A 23,652-nucleotide genomic window follows, 5' to 3' on the forward strand; every position below is an offset into this window, starting at 1 on the left:
AGTTCTCGTTCTTTGGTTTTTCCATAAGGGGTTTATAGAAAAATCGTGATACGATGTGGTTTTTATAAGGTTATTAGGATAGGAAAATTAAACGCAGTTTTTCTAAAAAAAGCAACTGTGGATAATTACAGTCATTTCCATAAGGAGAAGTAAATGGCAAAAAAGAAAGAATCTAAATTTATGCAAGCGCTGCAGATTAGTGATGAATTAGCTGCAGTTATTGGCAAAGGTCCGATGCCTCGGACAGAAGTGACAAAAAAATTGTGGGAATATATTAAAAAACACAAATGTCAAGACACTAAAAACAGACGCAATATTAATCCAGATGAGAAACTTGCCAAAGTTTTTGGCGGTAAGAAATCCATTAATATGTTTGAAATGACAAAAATTGTAAGCAAACATCTTAAAAGTTAACTAAAAAATAAGCTTAAAAAAGTGCATAAATTTAAAATGCACTTTTTTTGAGCTTAATTTCAAAAACATGTCCCCTACACCTCTTATTTCAGCTATTTTACTTGCCGGTGGAAAAGGCACAAGATTTAAAAGCACCATACCCAAACAATTTTTACCTCTGGGTTCAAAGTTACTAGCCTTACACAGCTTTGAACTTTTAATCCAATCCAATCTTATTACAGAAATTATCATAGTTTGTGAGGAACTTTATCGGCCTTTATTTACATCTAAAACCAATTTAAAAATTGGTTTTGCTAATCCAGGAGTTAGAAGACAAGATTCTGTATCCAGTGGTTTAGCGCAAGTAACAAAAGGCTCTTTTGTCTGTATTCATGATGCGGCTCGCCCTTTTCTACAGTTAGAAGATCTAAAAGAAGTAATTGAACAAGCTCTCATTCATAAAGCTGCAGCTTTAGCTATGCCAGCTAAAAATACCATTAAAGAAATAGATTCTACTGGTTTTGTCAGACAAACCTTAAATCGAGAAACTCTTAGAGAAACCCTTACTCCACAGGTTATTGCACTAGACTTATTAAAAAAAGGCCTACTTGAAGCAGAAAAAAAGAAAATAGACATTACAGATGATGTTTCTGCGATAGAATTAATTGGGCACACAGTTAAACTCGTTTCCGGTAAATCCTCAAATATAAAAATAACTAGCCCCGAAGATCTAGAATTAGCCCGAAGCTTTTTACATGCATAACTATAAATTACTCGTAGCTTATGAGGGAACACGTTATTCAGGCTGGCAAATACAAAAAAATGGTATATCTATTCAAGCACTTCTGGAAAAGTATTTATCGATTATTTTACGCACCCCTATTAAACTGATAGGATCTGGCCGCACAGATGCAGGTGTACATGCAATAGGACAAGTTGCGCATTTTAAAACAATAAGTTCTTTTGAGTTTTCCCGATTACTTAAGTCGTTGAATGGCTTACTTCCCCCTGATATTAGAGTATTGAGCATTGAAGAGGCTCCTCTTGACTTCCATGCACGCTATAGTGCAATAGGCAAGGTATACCATTACTATTTACATACAGGGCCTGTTAAGGACCCTTTTAACCGTTTCTACGCCTATAGAGCTCCCCATTCTGTAGCCTTAGACACATTGATACAAGCAGCAAAGCTTTTTACAGGCACTCATGATTTTACTTCTTTTACAAATGAAGCTACCACAGGCTCTGCTGCAAAAAATGCAGTCCGTAACCTTAGACGCTTATCTATTCTACAAGAAGAAGAGTATATCTGCTTAGAGCTAGAAGCAAACGGCTTTTTATATAAAATGGTTCGTAATATCGTTGGCACATTGCTTGACATCTGTGCAGGAAAAATAGCGCTAGAAAAAATTCCCGCTATTTTTCAAGCAAAAGATCGAAGACTAGCAGGACGCACTGCGCCTGCACACGGGCTTATATTAGCTAAGGTAGATTATAAGACAACATCTTTTAGCTTCGATCCACCTTCTCTTTTCTTTTACAAACCCTGATCCTCAAAAGACATGGGTAAAAGCAATCGATCTCCAAATAAAGGTACTTTGTACTTTAAATCAGGATTGATAATATATATATAATCTTCGTGATATAAAGGAATAACGGGCATTTCATTTAATAAAACCCGTTCTGCTTGTTCTAGAATTTGAGATCTTGCATCTGCTTGCTCATAAAAAGATTTATCTAATAAACGGATATAGTCTTGGTTTTCCCAATTGGAATAATTTCTTATGTAATCTTTATATTTAAATCTTTCTAAAATACTCATAGGATCATTATATAGGGCATCTCTGCGCATAAAACACATGTGATAATCCCCCTTAATCAGTTTATCCAAACTAGTTTTAGAGTCTAAATATTCTGTTTTTATCAAAATGCCTAAAGCATTTAGCCATTGTTGTTGGATCGTTTGTATCAACTCACCTGCTCCAAATGTTCGAGAATAATAATAGAGAATCACAGAGTCAAAAATTTCTTTATTTACCCCCAGTTCAGCCATTGCTTCTTCGAGCAAAAGCTTTGCTTGGATCACATCATTATCTTTAAAGAAAGAGCGATGGCGGTTTTCTTTTAAACAAGGAGGGATGAGATTCGTTGCGCTCATGCTTGCTTGATAGGCAGTACTAATATAGTCAGCCAAAATGTTTTTTTTTACACCTTTTCCAGATGACCCAATCAGCTCCTGGCGATTGATTGCCAAAGCAAATGCCTTACGGATTTTAGGATGATTAAAAGGGAACTTTTCTGTATTGAGAGTAATAAGTAAAGTGGAAGCCCTTGGTTTACGAGAAATCATCCATTTCTTTTCTAAACTAGGAACCGCATCTAAAGGAATAGAGGTTAAAGAATCTCCAATTACATCAATTAAACCTTTTTCAAACATCTGTAGAGTTGTTTGATCATTCTTAATCACATTAAAAATAATTTTTTTTGGACGCAGATCTTGTGTTTTTCGGTAATTAGGATTATTTACAGCAATAATTTGGTTTTCATAATCCCATTTTTCTAATAGATAAGGACCATTACACAAAAAGTTAAGACCTGCATGATCAGCCCAATCGGAATGCTTCCGGTCATTTTTGATGTTTACAGGAAAAAAAGAAGAACAGGCAAGTAACTCGAAAAGGTAAGGAGTGGGTTTGTCTAAAGTAATCATGAGAGTCTTTGCATCTATTGCTTTGATACCTACTTCATCAATAGGAATAAGACCTTGTTTTGCAGCATCTGCATTTTTTATAGGGGAGAACAGCTTTGATTGCATCGAGGGAAACTTAGGATCTAGAATATCTTTCCAAGATTGTTCAAAATCATAAGCTGTTACAGGAGTATTATCTGACCAAACAGTATCTTTTAAACGAAAACTAATCTTCAAATTATCTTCGGACATTTCATAGGATTCTGCTTGAGCAAGTTTAATAGAGCCGTCTGGATAGAGTTTTACAAGTCCTTCAAAAAACAGAGAATGCATCTGAGAAGAATAATGTTCCCCTCCTTTGCGAGGATCCATTGTTTTTGGTTCTGCTTTAATGTTTAAACGAAGAGTTTGGACTATTTTAGTTTGATTCGGGCTTTTAACAAATATAAAAAAAAAAGGGCGCCTACGATAATAATGATAAGAAAAAAGGTTCTTTCCATAGAAAACAGCCTTGGGTCAACATTCAAAAAAAAGGAGAGTACTGCATTATACTATTATTTGTAAATTATAAACATGCAGTTTAATTTTCAACTAAGATAAGTTTCAAAAATGTCTTTTAGAAAGACCTTAAGTCTTTAAACAAATATGATCAATTCTATCTAGATGAATAAATCCCTTGATTTCTTCTGGACTCTTAGGAGTTACAAGAACAGCTTCTACCCCGGCTGCTTGCAATGCATGAATGCCCTTTAATGTATCTTCAAATCCAATAATCCGCTCTTTTCTTCCCAGTTGTTCTATTGCTTGCAAATAACCATCAGGATCTGGCTTGGCTAACTGATAATCCTCACGTGTTATCCAAAGAGGGATGACATTTAAAATAGAAAGGGCTTTACGAACAGGCTCTATTTGAGAGCGTGTAGAATTTGTTACAACTGCAGATAATGTATCGCTTGTAGCTAATGCCTGTAAAAGAGCGCTAACTCCTGGCATAAGTTTTAAAGCAGCGGTTTTTAGCAACTCTTGGTAAATTTCTTTTTTTTCTTGATACAGTACATCTTTTGATTTCTTTTCTAACAAAGAGGGAAATTCTTTTTGAAAAGCTTTCCAAATTCCAAGCGCACTTGAATGCGCCTCTTTGCAAAAACGGGTAAAGTCCCAATTTAGATGAATGTCATTCTTAGAACACATTTCCTTATAGGCAACAAAGTGCAAAGGTTCTGTATCTACAAGCAAACCATCAAAATCAAAGAGAATGATCTCATAGGAGGCAAGGAATTTTTTAAACATGCTTATTAATACCGATGACTGGACTCGAACCAGCACTTTATCACTAAAAGTAGATTTTGAGTCTACCGCGTCTACCATTCCGCCACATCGGCATATAGATGCAATAGTGTATAGAAAATTGCAGATAAATTACAAGTGTTCTTAAGTTAAAATCTGCCTAAGTACATAGGGCAAAATCCCTCCCTGTAAATAATAATCCACCTCAACTGCAGAATCGATCCTAACCAATAAAGGCATTTCTTGAATTAAGCCATCTTCTCGACAGATCTTTAAAATAACATTTTGATGTGGTTTAAACTCTTTTTCTAAACCAATTAGATCAAACGTTTCTGTACCATTAATTTGAAGACTTTCCCAACTATCATTTTCTTGAAACTGTAAAGGAAGTACCCCCATACCCACTAAGTTACTACGATGTATACGCTCAAAACTTCGAGCTACTACAGCACGCACACCAAGTAATGCTGTTCCTTTAGCTGCCCAATCACGAGAGCTACCCATCCCATAGTCACTGCCGGCAAAAACGATCAAAGGAACTTTACGCTCCGCGTATTTTTGACATGCTTCAAAAATCTGCATTTCTTTCCCCTCTGGCATGAGCTTGGTAAAACCGCCCTCTTTTCCTGACAGCATCTGATTACGAATACGCACATTAGCAAATGTCCCTCTCATCATAATATGGTGATTTCCTCTTCTGCTACCATAGCTATTAAAATCTGTTTCATTAACACCATGCTCAATCAAGTACTTGCCAGCAGCAGAATTTGCTCTAAAGGCACCAGCTGGAGAGATATGATCTGTAGTAATGGAATCACCAAATAAAGCAAGTGGTCTCATACCGGTAAGCTTGGGTCGAACAGGTAACTTTTTAGAAAAATGCTCAAAAAAAGGAGGACACTGGATATATGTGCTTTTTTTATCCCATGCATATTGAGCTCCTGTCTTTTTCTCTATTTTTTTCCAAAGAGGGTTATCCTCTAGAATATGCTCATAACGCTTTTTAAACATCTCAGGCTGCATTGCTTGAAAAATGGTTTCTTTTATCTCTTTTGTAGAAGGCCAAATGTCGACTAAAAAAACAGGATTTCCCGCTAAATCATAGCCCAATGGATCTTTTTCAAAATCAATATCCATATTCCCTGCTAGAGCATAGGCTACTACAAGAGGAGGAGACATCAAAAAATTAGCTTTAACAGATCCGTGAATCCGCGCTTCGAAATTACGATTACCGCTTAATACACTAGCTACTATTAAATCGTATTGTTTAATGGCATTTTCAATCTTTTCATCCAAGGGGCCACTATTACCAATGCAGGTTGTGCACCCATAAGCAACTAAATTAAAACCCAACACATCTAAATACTTTTGCAATCCCGCTTTTTGTAGGTAATCGGTAACTACACGTGATCCAGGGGCTAAACTTGTCTTAATACAGCGATTGATCTGCAGCCCTTTTTCCACAGCTTTTTTAGCTATGAGCCCAGCCCCAATCATTACAGAAGGATTACTGGTATTCGTACAACTAGTGATTGCAGCAATCACTATCGATCCATGTTTTAAATGGATATCTCTAGAAGAATGTTGCGTGTATCCTGGATTAATGACGCTATAATTTAAAGGACGATTGGTCACCATCTCGGTTTCGCTCCAAGTGGTAGTGCTTTCTTTGACTAAACAAGGAGTTCCTCCCATGATATGCGGCTCATATAAATGAAAATTTCCATCTGAATGGGTTGCAATCGAAATCTTCCTATCTTCTTCTTTTTTACCATACCCTCCTTCTGACACAGGAGCTAGAAATAAGTGATTGAATCTCTTCTTTACTTGTTCTAAATCAATCCGATCCTGAGGACGCTTAGGACCTGCAACACAGGGTTTAATGCTGGATAAATCCAATTGAATGACTCGCGTGTAATCAATTTGACCAGGAAGAGGCATTCCATACATTTCTTGTACTTGCAGATATTGCTTAACCCTCTCTATCTCTTCTTTAGTACGTCCTGTTATCTGCAGATAACTTATTGTCTGATCATCTGTAGGAAAAAAACCAATGGTTGCTCCATATTCAGGTGCCATATTTCCAATGGTGGCACGATCTGCAAGAGTTAAGCTAGCAGCTCCTTCTCCAAAAAACTCAATAAACTTACCCACTACTTTTTCACTGCGCAATAGCTCTGTAATCCTCAAAGTCAAATCAGTCGCTGTTACTCCTTCTAATAACTTGCCTGATAAACATACACCAATTACTTCAGGAGCTTGCAAAAAATAAGGCTGCCCTAACATAGCAGCTTCCGCTTCAATTCCTCCTACACCCCAACCAAGCACTCCTAGTCCATTTACCATTGTAGTATGCGAATCAGTTCCTACAACAGTATCAAAATATAATAGCTTATCTTTCTCTGTTACTATAGTAGCTAAATGTTCTAAATTAATTTGATGGACAATACCAATCCCAGGGGGAATGATTTTAACTGTTTTAAAAGCCTGCTCTCCCCAGCTTAAGAATTCATATCTTTCTCGATTGCGTTGGAATTCAATTTCCAAGTTGAATAAAAATGCATCTGGTGTTCCCGATCTATCTACTTGCACAGAATGGTCTATTACTAACTCTACAGGAACGATAGGTTCGATTCTTTTAGGATCTAATCCTTGTTTAGCCATTGCATCACGCATAGCAGCTAAATCGACAAGCAAAGGAACACCGGTAAAATCCTGCAGTAAAACACGTGCTACTACAAAAGGAATATCGTATTCCAATGGCTCCTTATTCCAATGAGCCAAATGCTCAACATCTTCTTTTTTAATACGCTTACCATCACAATTGCGTAAGATGGACTCCAACATAATCCGAATACAAATCGGCAGTCTGGATAAATCAACTCCCAATTGCTTTGCTAATTTAGGCAAAGAGTAATACTTGTATTCCGTACCCTCTAAAGATGTGAGTGTATTAAAGTTCTGCATATATTTCTCCGCATCGATGTTAGTTTTTCTTTTTAAGCCAACCGCATTTCCAGTGCAAGAAGATTAATACTTAAATCCTTTAAGGATAGGGCTTGGATACTCCCCTTGATTATTTTTTTGTTCAGACAGGGGAAGAGATAAAAGAGCGTTTAAAATGCAAACTCGTTATTTACTTTGCTGCTAAATTATAAATGGACATGTTGTATTTTTTGTCTCTTCTAAAAAATTGTTCCATATAGAGGTTTAAAAAGTAAAATCAAAAGAGAAAATAGTTAAAAATTTATTGAACAAGAAGTAGGCTGCATGATATAAATTCAAGTGGTTTGATCATCTCCCTAAGCGTGTGATGCTAATACTAGCCTCAAGATCTGTAATAAAGAATAAGGTGAAATCCATGAAATTGAAAGAAAGAAGTACTTGTAGAATATCTAAAGGACCTCTCATTGATGTTTTTGACCTTGGCAAGCTTCCCTTATCCTGCTTTCCTCTCCCATCAGATCCCTCGCCGGAGGCTCATCCCATCCTACTTTCGTTAAATGAACAATCTGGGCTAGTTCAGCTTAAACATACAGTGGACCCAGATGAAATGTATAACCAATATTGGTATATGTCAGGCATTAACGTATCCATGAAGCAAGCACTTAAATCTATAGTAGACGAAGCAACTAAACGGTCTCGGTTCTCCTTGAAAAAGGGGGATATCGTGGTTGATATTGCATCCAATGATGGCACACTTCTTAGTTTTTATCCTTCTTATTTATTCAGAGTGGGAATTGATCCAGCCAAAAACATCAAACCTGAAAATTGCGATTTGCATATCAATACCTACTTCAATGCCAATGATTACATCACCCATTTGGAAAACAAAAAAGCAAAAATTATTACAAGTATCGCTATGTTTTACGATCTTGAAGACCCCATACAATTTGCTAAAGATGTTAGCTCCATCCTTGATGAAAATGGCTTATGGATTATTGAGTTAAGCTATCTTCCCACTATGCTAGAGAGAAATTCTTTTGATACGATCTGCGCAGAACATCTGGAATACTATTCTATGACTTCTATCGAGTATATTTTGTCTGCAGCAGGAATGGAAGTGGAAGATGTCTCATTGAATGATGTAAACGGCGGAAGTTTTAGGCTGTATATTCGACATAAGGGCAAGGCTAATATAACCGATGCAGTAAGGACAATGCGCAGATACGAAGAAACCCATGATTTCACCAAAACCTCTATTTATTTTGCTTTTGCCTCTAGAGTTGAGAATAATAAAAATGAGATGCTTTCATTTCTTAAAGAACAAAAAAATAAGGGTAAAAAAGTTATTGGATATGGGGCCTCTACCAAAGGCAATACCATCCTTGCATACTATGGTATAGGACCTGATTTACTACCATTTGTAGCAGACCGCAATCCTATTAAATGGGGCAGGCAAACTGTGACAAGAATCCCTATTATTTCAGAAGAAGAAGCTAGAGCTATGAATCCTAATTACCTACTTGCATTTCCCTACCACTTCATGAAAGAATTTCTTGAAAGGGAGACTGACTTTCTCAAAAAAGGAGGAAAATTTATTTCTCCAGTTCCTAAACTGACCATTATTCCTTAAAAAGATAAATATGAAAAAAGCATTAGTATTAGGCGCGGGAGGCTTTATAGGAAGTGCTCTTGTAAGAAGACTAAAAAAAGAAGGCTATTGGGTTAGAGGATCGGATCTCAAATATCCGGAATTTTCTGAGACAGAAGCAGATGAATTTCTGATATGCGATCTACGAAATTTTGAATCGACCGGAATCGTTTTTACTACTGTCGGAGATTTTGATGAAGTCTATCAATTAGCTGCTGACATGGGAGGAGCCACCTATATTAACGGCGGAGAAAACGATGCGAATGTCGTATCCAACTCCGTGCTTATAAATGTGAATGTTGCAAAATTATGCGTTGCTACCAATGTTAAAATACTATTTTTTCCTTCAAGCGCATGTGTTTATAGTAGCTACAAAGATCATGCTACATGTATTGAGTCCGAGGTTTATCCAGCATTCCCTGATAATGAATATGGTTGGGAAAAACTATTCAGCGAGAGAATGTATCATTCCTATCATAAAAACCTTGGACTCAATGTAAAGATTGCAAGATTTCATAGCATCATCGGCCCGGAATCGCAATGGAAAGGAGGCAAAGAAAAAGCGCATTCTGCATTAGCTAGAAAGGTCGCTATGGTAAATGACGGAGGAGTTATCGATGTCATAAGAGATGGAACTCAAACTAGGACTTTTCTTTACATTGAAGACTGCCTTGATGCGGTAAGACTATTAGTAAATTCGGACGTAACTGAACCTGTGAATATTGGCTCGGATCACCTTATTTCTATTAAGGACTACGTCCTATTACTGCAATCTATTTCCAAAAAGAATTTTACTATCAATTTTGTTGATGGACCAACCGGTGTCAAAGAAAGAGAATGCTCTGTAGAAAAAATTACCAAGTTGCTTGGGTGGAGACCAAAAATAGACTTACAAGAAGCCACTGAAAAAACTTACTATTGGATCCAAGCCCAACTTGAAAAAAGAATATGATTATGGAAAAAGTTTTATTTGTGACTCAGACCTTGGGACATAAAGAAGCCTGCGGGATCGGACTAATTGGCAGGCTGCTTGGAGAAACATTGATTAAATCCAAAAAATATGATTTTGAAATTCTCTATACAGACTCCGAAAAGGAGTTAGAAAATAAAATCATAGAAATAAATCCAAAAGTAATAATTTATAATTATCACTCTCACACTACACCTTGGATTCATAATCAAGCTCTAAGAAATAGATTTTCTACCCTCATTCACATCATGTTACATCATGATATCCATCAGAAAATTATAGATTCCTACACCCCTAGCAACTATTTTGGATTCAAATACCTTGTGACTGCAGATCCTTCCCTAAAAGGAAATGACCATGTTTTCTTAGTCAATAGACTTATCCCTCCCTATAAACCAAAACCCTATGCAAATCATGACATTCCAGTCATAGGATTTCAGGGATTTGGACCACGACACAAAGGTATTCATAAAATAGCGGAAAAAGTACAGGAAGAATTTGAAGAAGCTATTATCAGACTTCATATTCCCTTTTCTTTTTACGGAGATCCTATGGGGAATGAAGCAAAAAGCCGAGTAACGGAAGTAATGAATATCATTAAAAAGCCAGGAATTAAAGTTGAAGCATCTCATGATCTTTTATCGACGCAACAGATTATAGAATTCTTAGGCCAGAATACCATTAATTGTTACTTTTATGATTATCTTCCCGATGCAGGACTAGCATCATCCCCAGACTATGCTCTAGCAGCCAAAAGACCGATTGCTGTAACAAAATCGCATCAATTAAGAAATTTTACCGAATTAAATCCATCTATTTGCATAGAAGAAAGCTCTCTAAAAAACATTATCTCTCTTGGGACAGAACCCTTAGAAATATTATATAATTCCTATGCGGAAGAAAATGTTTTAAGTGACTATGAAAGAGTGATCGATCATATCATACAAAACCACAAACCAAGTTTGGCCATTGTTTCCTCTTATAATATCAATTGTGCACTTGCTCACTATGCAAATGCATTGAAAGATTTTTTACATCCGGTCTTTAATGTTGAGATTATAGATTTAAAAACCAGCCAGCTTTTAAGACAAGAAGGTAAAAATTATCAAAAAATGAGCGAGGCCCACATTGACCAACTTTGTGCAAGACTACAGGAATTTGACCTTGTGAATGTACATCTTGAATTAGGCCTCTACGGAACCTCAACAGAGTCGATTATGTCTCGAATTTTAAAGATCTGCCAAGCCTCAGGGCGTTTAATTCTTACCGTGCATACAATTGATTATAAAGGAGCTCACAACGGACACTCTCATGTATATCAACAGATCATGCAGACGCTAAAACAGAGACCTCCTAGCAACCCCTTTCATTTAATCACCCATTTACCTCAAGAAAGTGTGCTCATTGAAAAAATGTATGCAATCAACAATGTGTCTGACTTTCCACTGCTTTTCTTAACCAATGAAAGAAGGAAAAAATTTCAACAAAGCCGTAACCCCAATGTATGGAAAAGGCAATTTGGGTTCAAAGAGGAAGATATCACAATGGGGATGTTCGGTTTATTAAGCGCGCATAAAAACTACCTTCATGCTTTACGTACCTTAAATCTTCTCCCAGCTCATTATAAATTACTGATCGTTGGAGAAGCCCATCATATGAATATTAAAGAGTGGAAAGTAGATCCCGTAATTCAAGAGATGGTCTCTTATTTAGATGATCATCCAGCTCTAGTGGATAGAGTCATTTTTACAGGTCGTCGCGATGATGCAAAGTATTTTGAAGATCTAGCAAATATCGATTTTGTGCTTCTTCCGTCTTTTGAAGTAGGACAAAGCGGCTCATCAGCACTTTCAACTGGCCTTGAGTTATCTTGTGCAATTCTTAAAAGTAACACCTCAAATACACCAGGCTATGAAACCTATTTTTCCAATTGCTTTGAAACATTTGATATTGGAAATTATTACGAAACAAAACACAAAATATTGAATTTTGACAAAACAAAATTATCGAACCTTAATAAGAAACTAGAATCATTTTCAGAAGTTCAAGTACGAAAAATCTATACAAATATCTATGAATCGATGAAAGAGGCTACCCCCATTCAACTATCTGAGCAATCCCTTAAAACACTTTCCGTAAATACTTTTCCAATCCGTTCTCTACCAGCTAGGATCATACTTAAAGCTCTGCCTAAACCAGTTAAATCAGTATTGAAAAAACTCCGAGATATGGCAAAGACTACGTCATGAAAGAAGCCTGTAGTGCAGAATAAAAGCTATTACAGAAACACATATATCTGTATATACTTTTGTTCTTTAAAGATTAGGAATATACAAGGGCTTTTAACTAAAGATCTAAATATTAATAGCGCCTAAATCCCTTAAAAGCCTTAGGCCAACTGTAAATCACTCTTTCTTTTGCTTCTTTATCATAACGAACTTGAATACAGATATAAGGATATTCGTGTTGATTGTCATAATCACGCCCTTCTTTTCTCTGATAGAGTTGAATTAAAATCTCTTTGTTGTACCATGCTGGGACAGCTACATCTAAATGATGATAGGATCTTTCAAATTCTAGATACTCTTGAGGATTTTCTTGATAATACTTTTGTAAAATAGCAATGATTTCCTCTGGATGCTCTTGCCTCCCTTCTACATAAAAATCCACCTCTGCGCCGATCATGTGCTTAGAAGTAGAATTAAAGCTATCGGCATAGGTATTGTGAGCAGGACAGCGATGTCCGCAGGTAATGATCACTTTAGAGTGGGTTTTTTCTTGCACAAAGTTCAAAAGATCGATCAAAATAGGATAGATAAATTCTTTGCCTTGATGTATGGGAAGAGAATGTGTGTGACACCCACCGCAATCAAAGTAGGTTTGATTCTCTTCAGTTCGTGGAGGATTGAATCCTGAACCCTTACAACGAAAATACTCTTTAGTAATCTTAGTCTGCTGTCCTATATATCCATTTTCCCAAGGATAAGGCTCTCTTATTCTATGTTTAGGAGTATCAATCTGATAATGATATTCATCATGATTGCGGTGAATAAATTCACCTTTAGCATTCAGTCTACGTAGTTTTTTCTGCTCTGATTGCTCCATGCCAGAGCATCCTATCAAAAGTAACAAGAGGATAACTCGTTTCATCCCTACCCTATAAGATTTTGCTCAACCACATATTCTAAGATCTCTTTCCAACTATTATATTTTTCTAGAAAGTATCTAAGCATTTCTTTATCACCTCTCTTTCGTTTTTCACAAGGATCTAGTAAACAATCAAGCGTAGAATCTAAAAAAGGAAATAAAGCATTTAGGGCAAGCTCTTCTTGAAAATCAAATTCTAAGAGAATCATTTTAGCAGTGGGTGCGCTTACTTCTTGTGCTTCATGAGTTATTTTTAGCATGCGTAGAGTCATTTCTTGTAAACGTAAAACGCTTGCATGGAGTTTTTTCTTTTCAGATGCAATGGCTTTACTAAAATGGGGGTCTAATTGATAGAGTTGCATTTTTTGATGAATAGCAGCATGCAGGTCAATGGGTTTCCAATCTGCAGAAACCTCTTCTAATGAAGAGTTTTCTATATCTTTAAACCCAAGCCCATTTGTTGCATTGATAAATCGACAATTTTTATGTTTTTTAGCAAAAGAAGCAATGCATTCTGATTCCATTACCCACTTTACTGTGGTATAAACAAGTTCATCTTTAATATTCTTTCGGCGTAAAAGCTTTTCTGCAGCCTGCGTATTCTCTTCTAGTGTTTTAGGATCAATAACAGAATGAGATACTACTTTTTCTGCATATCTTTGCATACCGGTATAAGATAGATCCACCCCGACAAAAACAATGGGATTACAGCCCATTTCTACAGCAAAGGCTAAGCTAAGGGTGGTCACCGATAAAGCCTCCATTCCTAAATCAGGTCCTACTGCTTGATGATCTATTCCAAGCAGGTGTTCAAAATGCTTTTCACAAGTACCCCCTGTATCAGAAACAAGATACCCCATCTGCCCATTACACGTATTCCAAATATCTGGATGGACTCTGGTTGCATAAATGAGCGGTGTTTCATATGCAGATGCTGTTTTTAGTCTTTCAAATTCTTCAAAATTAGGATCAGCTGCTATATTTAAATGTGGAGTCACACCTTGATTGCTTAAAGCAGTAATGGCTGAGCCTCCTGCTAGAATCAGCGCGCGATCATGCAAATTCTTCAAAGGACCTATAGCATCTAATAAAGAAGGACCTGCTCCACAAATGATTGCAGGAATGTTTACAAATTGCCCTTGAAATCGATTAGCTAAAAAAGAATGAGGCCACCTAGAGATATTCCTCATAAGGTTTGCTAGCATGTGATGAGACTTTAGAATCTCTGTTGTATTTGCATGCACAACAGTTGTAATCCTTAAGAGTTGTAAGCACAACTGCTCAAATTGAGGTCTTTTGCGATAAGAATTGGTTGCTTGGATAAAAACATGTTCTACTGGATAGCTAGATACAATCTCTTCTAATTTTTTTTCATAAGGTTCTTCTAGATAGGATAAAAACATTTGAGAGTCTTGAAGTATTTGCTCACTGTAAGTAGAAGACAAAAATCTCTCTATTGCGCTGAGCGCATCTTCTAAGAAAACCACTCTTCTTGTTTTTTCTTCCAAAACCCATTTCTTTAAACTAGGATAAGCGCTGGCCCCACCAATTCCATAAATATAAAAAACCTCAACGGTTTTAAATTCAGGAATAAACTCCTCTTCCGGCAAGACTTCACAAGGGCTTGAGAAATTCAATAAAAAAATAAGCTCTGGGTATCTTTCACTTAAAAGATCTAAAGAACTATTTCCAGCAAAGCTTTTTTCCATCCCATATCCCCTCTTTTGAAGTAGTCATTTGTGCATTACAATAGGTTTTTTCTATATAATTACAATCGGATGTATAAATCCCTTCTAATGTTAGCTGTCCTTTTTGATCCCAGTGTTTACGATCATAACGCTTTGGTGTATGGAAAACTTTTTCCTCACGCAAAACTTGATTACAGAAAAAATGGCGATGCACTCCTATAGATTCTCCTTTTTCATAACAACCTTCATCTAGAAGCATCTGCTCTTCATTCCAAAGTCGATCCCAGCCATGTTTTTGTCCATTTTGATAGTCAATAGATCTTTTCAGTAACCCTGATTCCCAAAAAAGACGCACCTGTCCATCTAATTGATGCAAGCGATAAGGAATTTGGCTTTTTATACCACCTGTTTCATAGAAATACTCCTGTAGACCTTCAGGCTTCCCATTTATAAATCGTTGTATACTCGCTGGCTTTTGAGAAGAGTAAAAATAGCGCGTTTTCCCTACTTTTTTACCCAAATAGTACCAACTCTTTGTTAAAATTTGTCCTTGGGGGTTAAAAAAAGTAGAAGGCCCATGTAAAAGGCCTTGATCGTAAAACAGAGTTGCTTGGCAGGTTTTATCTTCAAAAAACCAACGACACTCTCCTTGTTGCTTACCTTCATAAATCAAGTAGGCTTGCGTATTTGTTAGAACCAGATTTGGTGATTCAAGAGATTGAGGAAGATAAGGACAGAAATGTTCATATTGAATATCCAATCCCAATTCTTCATCATAGATAATTAGCTTCTCTTGAGTAAACACATAGTTTTCTTTTAACATATTTTTAAACTCTTGAAAGTAGACAAATGGATTTCAACTGCTTTTTTAAAAAATAAATGCTGATGCAGAGTTCTTGTTGGAATATGCTCTTCTTGTCTTAAAATAGGCCATTTCCAAATTTCCCACAGCGGCAGCAAAAGCTTCTGTACACAAATATTTTGTGCTAAATCAGATTCTAATAGAGCAAGTTCTCCTGTTTCCAAAATAGAATGAGGATAGTGCTTTTCCCATAGTTTTAGCAATTGATTACATAGATCAAGCGCTTCTATAAAACTATTACTCAATCTATGCAAAACAGCTTGCAAGTCTGCTCGAGTAATTTCAGATCTAGATGCTTGAGCTGTTAGTGCATAACTAAAAGAGGCGGTATCAAAAGCACCTGGCAATGAAACTTGCTCTAAGGGAAGATATTTGACATGTGCTAAAGGCATTGCTTCTTGATCGGTATATATCCATTTGATCTCTTTATTTTTTTCAGCAAATTGATCTAACCAAGAAGAGCTCGCTAGCCAATCTGGTTTTGAGATTCTCTTTTCTTTTTTTGCATTGATACACTCCACCCAATTTCCCTGATCTGCTTGCATACCCGCTGCGTATACTTGATTACTTGGGGAACAAAAATCCATACCCACACAAATAATAGGATTACATCCTAAATGCGCTGCAATCAATGCACAAAAATTAGCTGCTGTAAACCCGCTATCTATTAATGGATAATTAAGACCTAGCTCTTGATAGATCCATCTCTCTAAAGGATAATTATCTGAATCAGGCATCCATAGTTTTTGGCCATGTAAAGAAGCAAGCTGCCTAGATGAGATCCTAGACTGATAAAAATAGGGCGTTTCATAGCCTGTTTGAGTTAAATATCTACTAGGAGGAGGATCTGGATCAAAAGCTACCCCAAAGTGAGGATAAACTCCTTGTGTCTCTAAAGCACACATAGCAGAACCTGCGCCAAATAACAAAGCCTTCTCTTGTATTTGAATAAGCATAGGTATCTGCCTATCTAATGATGGGCCTGCTCCACAAATGATTGCAGGTATATTTTGACAGCAATTTTCTAAAGATTCTCCAAGAAGAGAAATCGGCATCTGGCCTACATTTTGTAATAGGTTAGCTATGATAACCTCTCCTAAGTCACGAAAATCAGAAATCAATAGATGTACTTGGAGATGAATCTCTTCAAGCATTTTGGAGAAGATAAGCTCTTCTTCACATGCAGCTACTTGAGTCAAACGTAAAAGACAAAATTCCCAGGCAATTCTATGACACAAACTAGCATTGGAATTCCAATGATACAATCTAATCTGTGGATTTTGCCATTGAGCTTTAGCTTGTAAAAAAACCTGTAATTTTTTTTCTATACAAACTAAAAATCTTTTAGGGTTTTCTAAAAGCCATTTATCTAAATGAGGAAGTAGATTTACATCAAATACAGATAAAACATCCGTATCACAAGATTCTAAATGATCCAGACTATTGACTATTTGCAACATGCAATTAAACCCTGATAGGAAGGTAATCCTTCTTTTATGACCATTTCATTTGAAGCTCTATCTAAATATTTAAGCAAAATACATTCTTGATTTGCTACAGCAACAAAAGGCGCTCCTACCCAATAATTATACCCACTTACCTGGTTCAAAGCCTGTTTTTTTCCCCCACTTTTCTTACATTCAATCAGCAATAAGGGAAGAAGTTGATCATGATTTAAGAAATAGCATAAAATATCAAGGCGCCTTTTTGGCACACGCTTTCCCTTAAGATGAGGCAGTTCAGTAAGCGCTTTTTCCACAACAACATATTCTCTAGGGAAAAAGAGTTCTTCGATCAGAACATGTAATAGTTTTTGTCTGATTTTCTCTTCAGGCGTTGCTCGAATAGCAACGCCACGCATCTTGTCAACAAGCCAAGGCTTATGCATTATTCGGGTCGGATAAGACCATAATGGCCGTCCTTACGACGATAGAGAACTTTTAATTTAAGGTCTTCCTCTGCGCGAAAAACCAAAAACTGATCTTGAGAGAGATCTATTCTCATAAGAGCCTCTTCTGTATTAAGTGTCTTAAGCGGTTTCACTTTTGTATCAATAATCATAGGAGGTAAAAGAGCTTGTATTTCTCTTTCTCGATTCTCCTCTTCTATCTCTGCATTAATTTGATCCACTTCAGATTTTTTAAAAATATCTACCGCCATATCTACTGTTGTAGATGCTTTTTGGTAATGATCTTGAATCCTATCTTTATATCGACAGATTAAAGTATGTAGTCGATCAATTGCTCGATCAATAGAAACATACATATCTGTACTTGTAGCTTCTGCTTTAATCTTAAGATGATCGAGTTTGACCATTAATACACAGGTATGTTCAACTTTATGGACTTCTAATGTAACATGTAGATGCAAGATGTGATTATGCAAACGTTCAATCTTGGAGAGTTTATTCCAGATGTGGTTCTTTATTGAATCGGTTACTTGAACCTGGCGCCCGATAATGTCAATACGGTAACCAAGATCTTGTTCAAATTTATTTTTGTCGCTCATAATACCTCTTATGCTGTTAAACCGATTGCATTTCAATTATATCCCTATCAAGCCAAAATGATCAATATTCATGAGGTTAGTTGTTCAAAGATCTTTTTCGTTTAAAACATACACGTTATCATTTTGATAACATTCATGTATGAACAGAAGATTTCTTCTTCAGCTCTTCTAGCAAGAATAAATCTTGAGGATGGTTGATTTTTATGACATACTTTAAATAAAAAAAAACATAAAAGCTATGCAATTTTCCCCAAAATTCACTATTACTCTTTCCATAGCAAATGCTTTAACTTCCATTGAGCGCACTCGAGGTTTTCTAGAAGCGGCTACACTCTCAGAAGATTGGATAGCCAAAATGCAAACTAGAGCCCTTATTCTCGAAGCTCACCATACTACTCATATTGAAGGCACCCATTTAAGCTTAGACCAATCTGAAAAGCTACTTTCTGGGAAAAAATTATCCAAAGTAGATGCTGAAGATGTAAGAGAATTGTTAAACTATAAAAAAGCTTTTGATTTTGTAGCTGGCTACCTCCTTTCTCAAAAACCTATTACTGAAGGATTGATCCGAGAAATTCACAAAAAGCTAGTCGATAAAGTTCGAGGAAACAATGCCCAACCAGGTCAATATAGAAATGTCCAAAACTATGTAGCTAACTCAAAAACTAAAGAGATAATTTACACTCCTCCAGCAGCCTATGAAGTTCCTTTTCTTATGGCTCAATTAGTGGATTGGATACAAAATGAGCAAACAATTCCCTCTGTTCTTGTATCTGGCATTGCACAATTTCAATTAGTTCATATCCATCCTTTTCTAGACGGCAATGGCAGAACAGCCCGACTTTTGTCCACTTTATGTCTTTATAAGTTCGGCTATGATTTCAAAAAGCTTTTTACAATAAGTGAATATTACGATCGGAATCGAGCTAGTTATTACAAAGCTATTCAGTCTGTTAGAGACAAGAATATGGACATGACTGTTTGGCTAGAATATTTTTCCAAAGCTCTAGAAACTCAAATGCAAGAAATCCAACTTAAGGGCACCCATGCTATGAAGTTAGATATTTTTGTAGCAAAATACAAACTCTCCAAAAGACAAAAACAGCTATTACAACAACTTTTAGAAACAAACGAAGATTTTACTATTCAGCAATATGAATCATATTACCCGAACGTAAATAGACGTACTCTACAAAGGGACCTTTCTGATCTAGTAGAGAAAAAGCTGATTTGCCAAATGGGGGGGAAAAAAGTAACCTATTATCGAATAAACCTAGCTTGATTTTTTCTGCGACATTTCTGCGACATTTCTGCGACATTTTTTACTTCTTTTTGTCGCATAAACCTTCTAAGTCTTTAACATTCAAGTTTTAAAAAAATTGCACCGAACAGGACTTGAACCTGTAACCACCCGGTTCGAAGCCGGGTACTCTATCCGATTGAGCTATCGGTGCTAAACTTTGAAGATCAAGATAGGTTACTCTCTTAAAGGTAAAAAAACAATCTCCATCTTCTTTTCAAAGAGACAATAAACTATGCTTAAATTCTATGGAATATGAAAAAACAGAAGGAATTGTTTTACGTTCTCTGCCCTATCAAGATAAGAATCGGATCGTCACGGTTTTTACAAATTGTTATGGGATTCTGCAATTTATCATTAAAGGGATCTCGGCCAAAAGAACGGATAAATTAGCGCTAAGCTCTCCTCTTTGTCAGGGAGAATATCTTTTTTATCGTGGTAAAAGCAGTCTCATGCATTTTGTAGATGGATCGGTTTTAAGCGAACATCTACAATTGCGCACAAAAATGCAACACATCCAAGCAGCAGCAAACCTAGTGCAAATTATATTAACTTCTCAATTACCTGATAAACCAGCTCCCAAAGTCTATCAATTTTTCTATAAATGCTTGAGAGCTATTCCCTATTTTGAAGATACAGCTGTTTTAACCAATAGCTTTTGTATAAAATTGCTCAAGCAAGAAGGATTACTTGCCCTACAACCTTTTTGCAGCCAATGCAAAAAAGAAGCAATGGCACTTCATCATGGAGAAAGTTTTTGCAGTTTTCATGCACCAAAATTTTCTTATAAATTTTCACAAGAACAATGGGATATCTTATTGACATTAGCTTATGCGACTACCTTTTCCCAACTTCAAAACCTTGTTTCATCAGAATATTTGAATGAAAAAATCAATCAGGTCTTTCAAGAAAATACTTGAAACATTTACTTTAAAATTATGAAAGCTTCCTTTCCCATTTTTTTACTCTATTTTATCGATAATTTTAGCTTAGCGCTTGTGATTCCCGTTTTATCTTCTGTTATTTTTGGTTCTCAGTCCCATCTAATTACCTCTAGTTTATTTTGGAAAAATATTAGCCTTGCCACCTTAGGAACGGTCTTTCCTTTAGCTTTGCTCTTTGGGGCTCCTTTAATAGGAATCGTTTCAGATGCAATCGGCAGGAAGAAATCGTTTTATATTACCATTACTGGGATGGTTTTGGGTAACTTGCTCGTTGCCTTTGCATTTTATGTTTCCCATTTTATTTTATTAGTTCTAGGGCGTTTAATATCTGGTTTTTTCTCAGGGAATACCGGTTTATGTTTAACTGTGATCTCCGATTTGAATCCTGATCAATCTAAGCGTTCCAAATATTTTGGTTATCTAACTGGTATAGGAGGATTTGGTTGGTTATCTGCTATGTTTGCCGGAGGTGTTCTAACCAATCGTAAATTTGATTCTCATTTCTCCCCTTCATTGCCTTTTATAATAGCAGCTCTTATGGGAATCGTGAATTTAATAGCCTTAATTTATTTATTTAAAGAAACACATCCGAAAAAGAAGAAGATTAAATGGGAACTTGCTAGGGGGCCTAAAAAACTAATCAAGGTTTTTCGTATTTCTAAATTGCGTTTTTTACTTTTCATCCAGTCCTTATTTTTATTAAGTTGGATGATGATTTTTCAATCTTTTTCCTCTTATTCTCTTTTAGAATTTAATTCTCCTCCGACCTGGATCGCCTTATGTTTTTTAGGACTTAGCTGGATTCTAGGAAGCTCTTTAATTAACCGCTTTTTAATCAAATGGTTTTCTTTAATGAATATCCCTTGCTACGGTTTATTAGCTTTAAGTCTGCTACTTTGCATAGCCTCTTTTGCTCATAAGTTTGTATCTTTATCTGTTTTTGATTGCGCAGCGGCCTTTATCGCTTCTTTTACAGCAGCAAATATATTCAACCTAATCTCCTTTTCTGCTCCATCACGTATTCAAGGAGAAATCATGGGGTTGAGTCAAGCAGTGATTGCAATGACTCAAATCTTAGCTCCGATAGCCATTGGACTTTTCTTTCTACATTATACTCTTATCTATTTGACGGCCTCGGCTATTGCTTTAGGAGCATTTTTACTTTTGCTATTCCACAAACCTTCTTTGCAATCTAAAATCGATGAGCTTCAAGCTGAAAAAAACTTAAATTAGCAAACTTAAATTACATAGAAACCAATTTTATTTTTTCAATTTGTTTTTGAAAAAATTCTGCATTCCAATTCTCGACAAATTTTCTATCTTCTAGCCGAAGAAAATTTTCCACATCGCGTTGTGCTAATTTCCAATTTACAGAAGCAATTTTTTTTTCAAATTCTTTGTAAAGCCATTTTTTATTGCAGGGTATGTCTTTTTTTTTATATGGACCAGCTTGATAAAGAGCATTTTTCAATAAAAAATCATTGACGGGGACTTTTTTTAAGAGATACCATAGAAAGTCAAACCAATCTCGTCCTTTTTCATATTTTCTACAAAGTAAAGCATGACATTTACTTGCAAATAAGCTTGGTAAATCTTGTATCAGAATAGAAAAAGGATAGGGATAAGTTAAAACAGCATTCTCAAAACCAGAACCTTCAGGAGGAAGTGTATCGACTTCTAATTTAATGGTGATTTTTTGCTCATCAGATGGCAATCTATCGTAAGTTAATTCAAGAATGCGAGCAAAGGAATCTTCTTTTAAAAATGCTGTCCTTATAGCCCCTTTAGCATTAGCTCGATCTTTAATTTCCAGGATTATACCTAACGACTTAAATTCTAATTCAACAACTTTTAAATAAGACTCCCATTGAAATGATTCATGTTGAGTTAAAAGAACGAAATCAAGGTCTTCTGAAAATCTCTGTAATTGATGAACAATCCTTAGGGCTGTTCCTCCTTGAAAAGCTGCTAACTTAAAAAAATCACTTCTTGCTAAAGCAGACAATGCAATTTCTTGATAGATTTCTTTCAACGCATTGAGCTCTTCTCTCTTAGAATGTAGTGTGTAGCTTTTCAGCTTTTCTTGAATAATTGTGATTGTCATAGCCCTAAATCCTTTTGTAAAACATAAAGCGCTTTTTTTACTCTAGGAGTTGGATAGTTTTCAATAAGTCCCGCTAGTAATTCTTTATCAGAATCTTTAAAGCTTTCAGGTTCTATCCGAAGATCTTCGGAGAGATCCTCAATCGATGGCCAGATTCTTTTTCTTGCATATATCATATCAGCCAAAGCTTTTACAGGAGCTGCAATAAATAAAGTGAATCCGTTTTGCGGATATTGCCCGACTCCAAAAGGAAAAGCTTCAATAGGAATATGCTCATAGGAAAAAACTCCAATCGGCGTTTCGAATTCTTTCGCTCTTTTAACCGATGCACAAGTTGTTGTTCTAACAGCCTCTGGAATCCAGCCATGATAACTTAAAGCAGATTCAAAACTAACATAAGAAGGGCCATAGATAATGGTTGCGATCTCAAAAGTATCTACAAGAGGTTGCCTTGAATTCTTGATCACATAAAAATCTCTTCGAATGGGAATAAGATAATTTTTTTTGATAGCTCTTTTAATAATTGCATGGCGAGAGTTTGGAGATTTATTTAAAATATGGTGCAAATCAGTTCCAGAAATATACGGTCTTGGCCAATCCAGCAAAATTTCAAAAAATTTTTTCATTTTTAACCTTGTAACTAACTGTCAAAAAATGACAGTTCCTAACATCAATATATAAAATATACGGTTTTTTTTGCAAGATATAGTCAAAAAAATGACAGCTTCTTACAATCATATTGATCCAGAAACCTCGCCTTCTTGATCAACCTATAATTCCATAAAATGTACTCACCAGGAAAACAGCCCAGAAAATATTGACTTCTTAATGTTTCTGGGTTATTTTCTGGGTAATCAATAAGAAAGGATTGCTATGCTAGAAGAGCTGCTAACCAAGGAAGAAGGAAAAATCCTTGAATTTAAGGAAAATACCAAATCCTTACAGAAAATTATTCAAACTATTGTGGCTTTTGCAAACACTGTAGGGGGGACTTTGATTATTGGTAAACTCAACAGCATTAGAAAAAAGACATTACAGATAATCAATTCATTGAAATTTTCTCATATCTTCTGCTAAGATCCCTGCTCATATGCAACCTACATCAAGCTTTTTAACACAAAATGCAAAAGACATCCTAAAGGCTCGTCATCGTCAGGAACGAGATA

The 23,652-nt window shown here is 36.0% G+C and carries 21 protein-coding genes and 2 tRNA genes; 10 read left to right on the forward strand and 13 right to left on the reverse strand.

The window, feature by feature from the left end:
- Positions 1 to 153 precede the first annotated feature (153 nt).
- The 3 genes from RHTP_RS04285 (at position 154) to truA (ending at position 1,943) form a co-directional block, all read left to right on the forward strand.
- A complete protein-coding gene (locus RHTP_RS04285; RefSeq protein WP_138106898.1) occupies positions 154 to 414 on the forward strand; it encodes an SWIB/MDM2 domain-containing protein in 261 nt (86 codons plus the stop codon).
- Positions 415 to 481: 67 nt separating this feature from the next.
- Positions 482 to 1,156, forward strand: coding sequence for a 2-C-methyl-D-erythritol 4-phosphate cytidylyltransferase (ispD, locus tag RHTP_RS04290; RefSeq protein WP_138106899.1), 675 nt, complete (start codon positions 482 to 484; stop codon positions 1,154 to 1,156).
- Positions 1,149 to 1,943, forward strand: a complete 795-nt coding sequence (gene truA, locus RHTP_RS04295) for a tRNA pseudouridine(38-40) synthase TruA (RefSeq protein ID WP_138106900.1) — start codon at positions 1,149 to 1,151, stop codon at positions 1,941 to 1,943. The genes ispD and truA overlap by 8 nt, the downstream gene beginning before the upstream one ends.
- Here the strand turns inward: truA and RHTP_RS04300 are convergent.
- From RHTP_RS04300 to RHTP_RS04315, 4 genes are all read right to left on the reverse strand, one after another.
- A complete protein-coding gene (locus RHTP_RS04300; RefSeq protein ID WP_138106901.1) occupies positions 1,931 to 3,454 on the reverse strand; it encodes a peptide ABC transporter substrate-binding protein in 1,524 nt (507 codons plus the stop codon). The two genes, truA and RHTP_RS04300, sit on opposite strands and share 13 nt — an antisense overlap.
- A gap of 255 nt (positions 3,455 to 3,709) precedes the next feature.
- A complete protein-coding gene (locus tag RHTP_RS04305; RefSeq protein ID WP_138106902.1) occupies positions 3,710 to 4,372 on the reverse strand; it encodes an HAD family hydrolase in 663 nt (220 codons plus the stop codon).
- Positions 4,373 to 4,381: 9 nt separating this feature from the next.
- Positions 4,382 to 4,464, reverse strand: a tRNA-Leu gene (locus RHTP_RS04310).
- Positions 4,465 to 4,513: 49 nt separating this feature from the next.
- Positions 4,514 to 7,336, reverse strand: coding sequence for an aconitate hydratase (locus RHTP_RS04315; protein WP_138106903.1), 2,823 nt, complete (start codon positions 7,334 to 7,336; stop codon positions 4,514 to 4,516).
- 394 nt (positions 7,337 to 7,730) lie between these two features.
- On the opposite strand from RHTP_RS04315, the gene RHTP_RS04320 reads away from it, so the two are divergent.
- The 3 genes from RHTP_RS04320 to RHTP_RS04330 are packed head-to-tail and all read left to right on the forward strand — an operon-like array spanning position 7,731 to position 12,182.
- Positions 7,731 to 8,945 (forward strand): class I SAM-dependent methyltransferase, encoded by a 1,215-nt coding sequence (locus RHTP_RS04320; protein WP_171005729.1) that lies wholly within the window; start codon positions 7,731 to 7,733, stop codon positions 8,943 to 8,945.
- Positions 8,946 to 8,955: 10 nt separating this feature from the next.
- Positions 8,956 to 9,915, forward strand: a complete 960-nt coding sequence (locus tag RHTP_RS04325; RefSeq protein WP_138106905.1) for an NAD-dependent epimerase/dehydratase family protein — start codon at positions 8,956 to 8,958, stop codon at positions 9,913 to 9,915.
- Between the two features lie 2 nt (positions 9,916 to 9,917).
- Positions 9,918 to 12,182, forward strand: coding sequence for a glycosyltransferase family protein (locus RHTP_RS04330; protein ID WP_138106906.1), 2,265 nt, complete (start codon positions 9,918 to 9,920; stop codon positions 12,180 to 12,182).
- 112 nt (positions 12,183 to 12,294) lie between these two features.
- Here the strand turns inward: RHTP_RS04330 and RHTP_RS04335 are convergent, their stop codons facing one another.
- From RHTP_RS04335 to hpf, 6 genes are read right to left on the reverse strand one after another with little or no spacing between them, the layout of a single operon-like run.
- Positions 12,295 to 13,083, reverse strand: coding sequence for a D-Ala-D-Ala carboxypeptidase family metallohydrolase (locus RHTP_RS04335; RefSeq protein WP_138106907.1), 789 nt, complete (start codon positions 13,081 to 13,083; stop codon positions 12,295 to 12,297).
- A gap of 2 nt (positions 13,084 to 13,085) precedes the next feature.
- A complete protein-coding gene (locus RHTP_RS04340; RefSeq protein ID WP_138106908.1) occupies positions 13,086 to 14,789 on the reverse strand; it encodes a motility associated factor glycosyltransferase family protein in 1,704 nt (567 codons plus the stop codon).
- The gene (locus RHTP_RS04345) at positions 14,764 to 15,591 is read right to left on the reverse strand and encodes a toxin-antitoxin system YwqK family antitoxin (protein ID WP_138106909.1); all 828 of its coding nucleotides are present in this window, start codon (positions 15,589 to 15,591) and stop codon (positions 14,764 to 14,766) included. The genes RHTP_RS04340 and RHTP_RS04345 overlap by 26 nt, the downstream gene beginning before the upstream one ends.
- Positions 15,585 to 17,090 (reverse strand): motility associated factor glycosyltransferase family protein, encoded by a 1,506-nt coding sequence (locus RHTP_RS04350; protein ID WP_138106910.1) that lies wholly within the window; start codon positions 17,088 to 17,090, stop codon positions 15,585 to 15,587. The genes RHTP_RS04345 and RHTP_RS04350 overlap by 7 nt, the downstream gene beginning before the upstream one ends.
- Complete coding sequence (locus RHTP_RS04355; protein ID WP_138106911.1) at positions 17,078 to 17,518, reverse strand: type I restriction enzyme HsdR N-terminal domain-containing protein; 441 nt, start codon at positions 17,516 to 17,518, stop codon at positions 17,078 to 17,080. Before RHTP_RS04355 ends, RHTP_RS04350 begins: the two co-directional genes overlap by 13 nt.
- Positions 17,518 to 18,138 carry a ribosome hibernation-promoting factor, HPF/YfiA family gene (gene hpf / locus RHTP_RS04360; RefSeq protein ID WP_138106912.1) on the reverse strand — a complete coding sequence of 207 codons (621 nt, stop codon included), beginning with the start codon at positions 18,136 to 18,138 and terminating at the stop codon, positions 17,518 to 17,520. The genes RHTP_RS04355 and hpf overlap by 1 nt, the downstream gene beginning before the upstream one ends.
- A 238-nt stretch (positions 18,139 to 18,376) precedes the next feature.
- On the opposite strand from hpf, the gene RHTP_RS04365 reads away from it, so the two are divergent.
- Positions 18,377 to 19,420 (forward strand): Fic family protein, encoded by a 1,044-nt coding sequence (locus RHTP_RS04365; protein WP_138106913.1) that lies wholly within the window; start codon positions 18,377 to 18,379, stop codon positions 19,418 to 19,420.
- Positions 19,421 to 19,518: 98 nt separating this feature from the next.
- Here the strand turns inward: RHTP_RS04365 and RHTP_RS04370 are convergent.
- Positions 19,519 to 19,592: transfer RNA gene (locus RHTP_RS04370), tRNA-Arg, on the reverse strand.
- A 94-nt stretch (positions 19,593 to 19,686) separates the two neighbouring features.
- Here RHTP_RS04370 and recO point away from each other — a divergent pair.
- Together recO and RHTP_RS04380 are read left to right on the forward strand one after the other, a co-directional pair.
- Positions 19,687 to 20,358 (forward strand): DNA repair protein RecO, encoded by a 672-nt coding sequence (gene recO, locus RHTP_RS04375; RefSeq protein ID WP_138106914.1) that lies wholly within the window; start codon positions 19,687 to 19,689, stop codon positions 20,356 to 20,358.
- An 18-nt stretch (positions 20,359 to 20,376) separates the two neighbouring features.
- Positions 20,377 to 21,615: an MFS transporter gene (locus RHTP_RS04380; protein WP_138106915.1), complete on the forward strand. Its 1,239-nt coding sequence runs from the start codon at positions 20,377 to 20,379 to the stop codon at positions 21,613 to 21,615.
- A 10-nt stretch (positions 21,616 to 21,625) separates the two neighbouring features.
- On the opposite strand, the gene RHTP_RS04385 is transcribed toward RHTP_RS04380, so the two are convergent.
- The gene (locus tag RHTP_RS04385; protein WP_138106916.1) at positions 21,626 to 22,486 is read right to left on the reverse strand and encodes a nucleotidyl transferase AbiEii/AbiGii toxin family protein; all 861 of its coding nucleotides are present in this window, start codon (positions 22,484 to 22,486) and stop codon (positions 21,626 to 21,628) included.
- Positions 22,483 to 23,112: a type IV toxin-antitoxin system AbiEi family antitoxin domain-containing protein gene (locus RHTP_RS04390; protein ID WP_138106917.1), complete on the reverse strand. Its 630-nt coding sequence runs from the start codon at positions 23,110 to 23,112 to the stop codon at positions 22,483 to 22,485. Before RHTP_RS04390 ends, RHTP_RS04385 begins: the two co-directional genes overlap by 4 nt.
- Before the next feature lie 247 nt (positions 23,113 to 23,359).
- Here RHTP_RS04390 and RHTP_RS04395 point away from each other — a divergent pair, with 247 nt between their 5' ends.
- A complete protein-coding gene (locus RHTP_RS04395) occupies positions 23,360 to 23,563 on the forward strand; it encodes an AlbA family DNA-binding domain-containing protein (RefSeq protein ID WP_138106918.1) in 204 nt (67 codons plus the stop codon).
- Positions 23,564 to 23,652 lie beyond the last annotated feature (89 nt).

Source organism: Candidatus Rhabdochlamydia sp. T3358, from assembly GCF_901000775.1.
GTDB lineage: Bacteria > Chlamydiota > Chlamydiia > Chlamydiales > Rhabdochlamydiaceae > Rhabdochlamydia.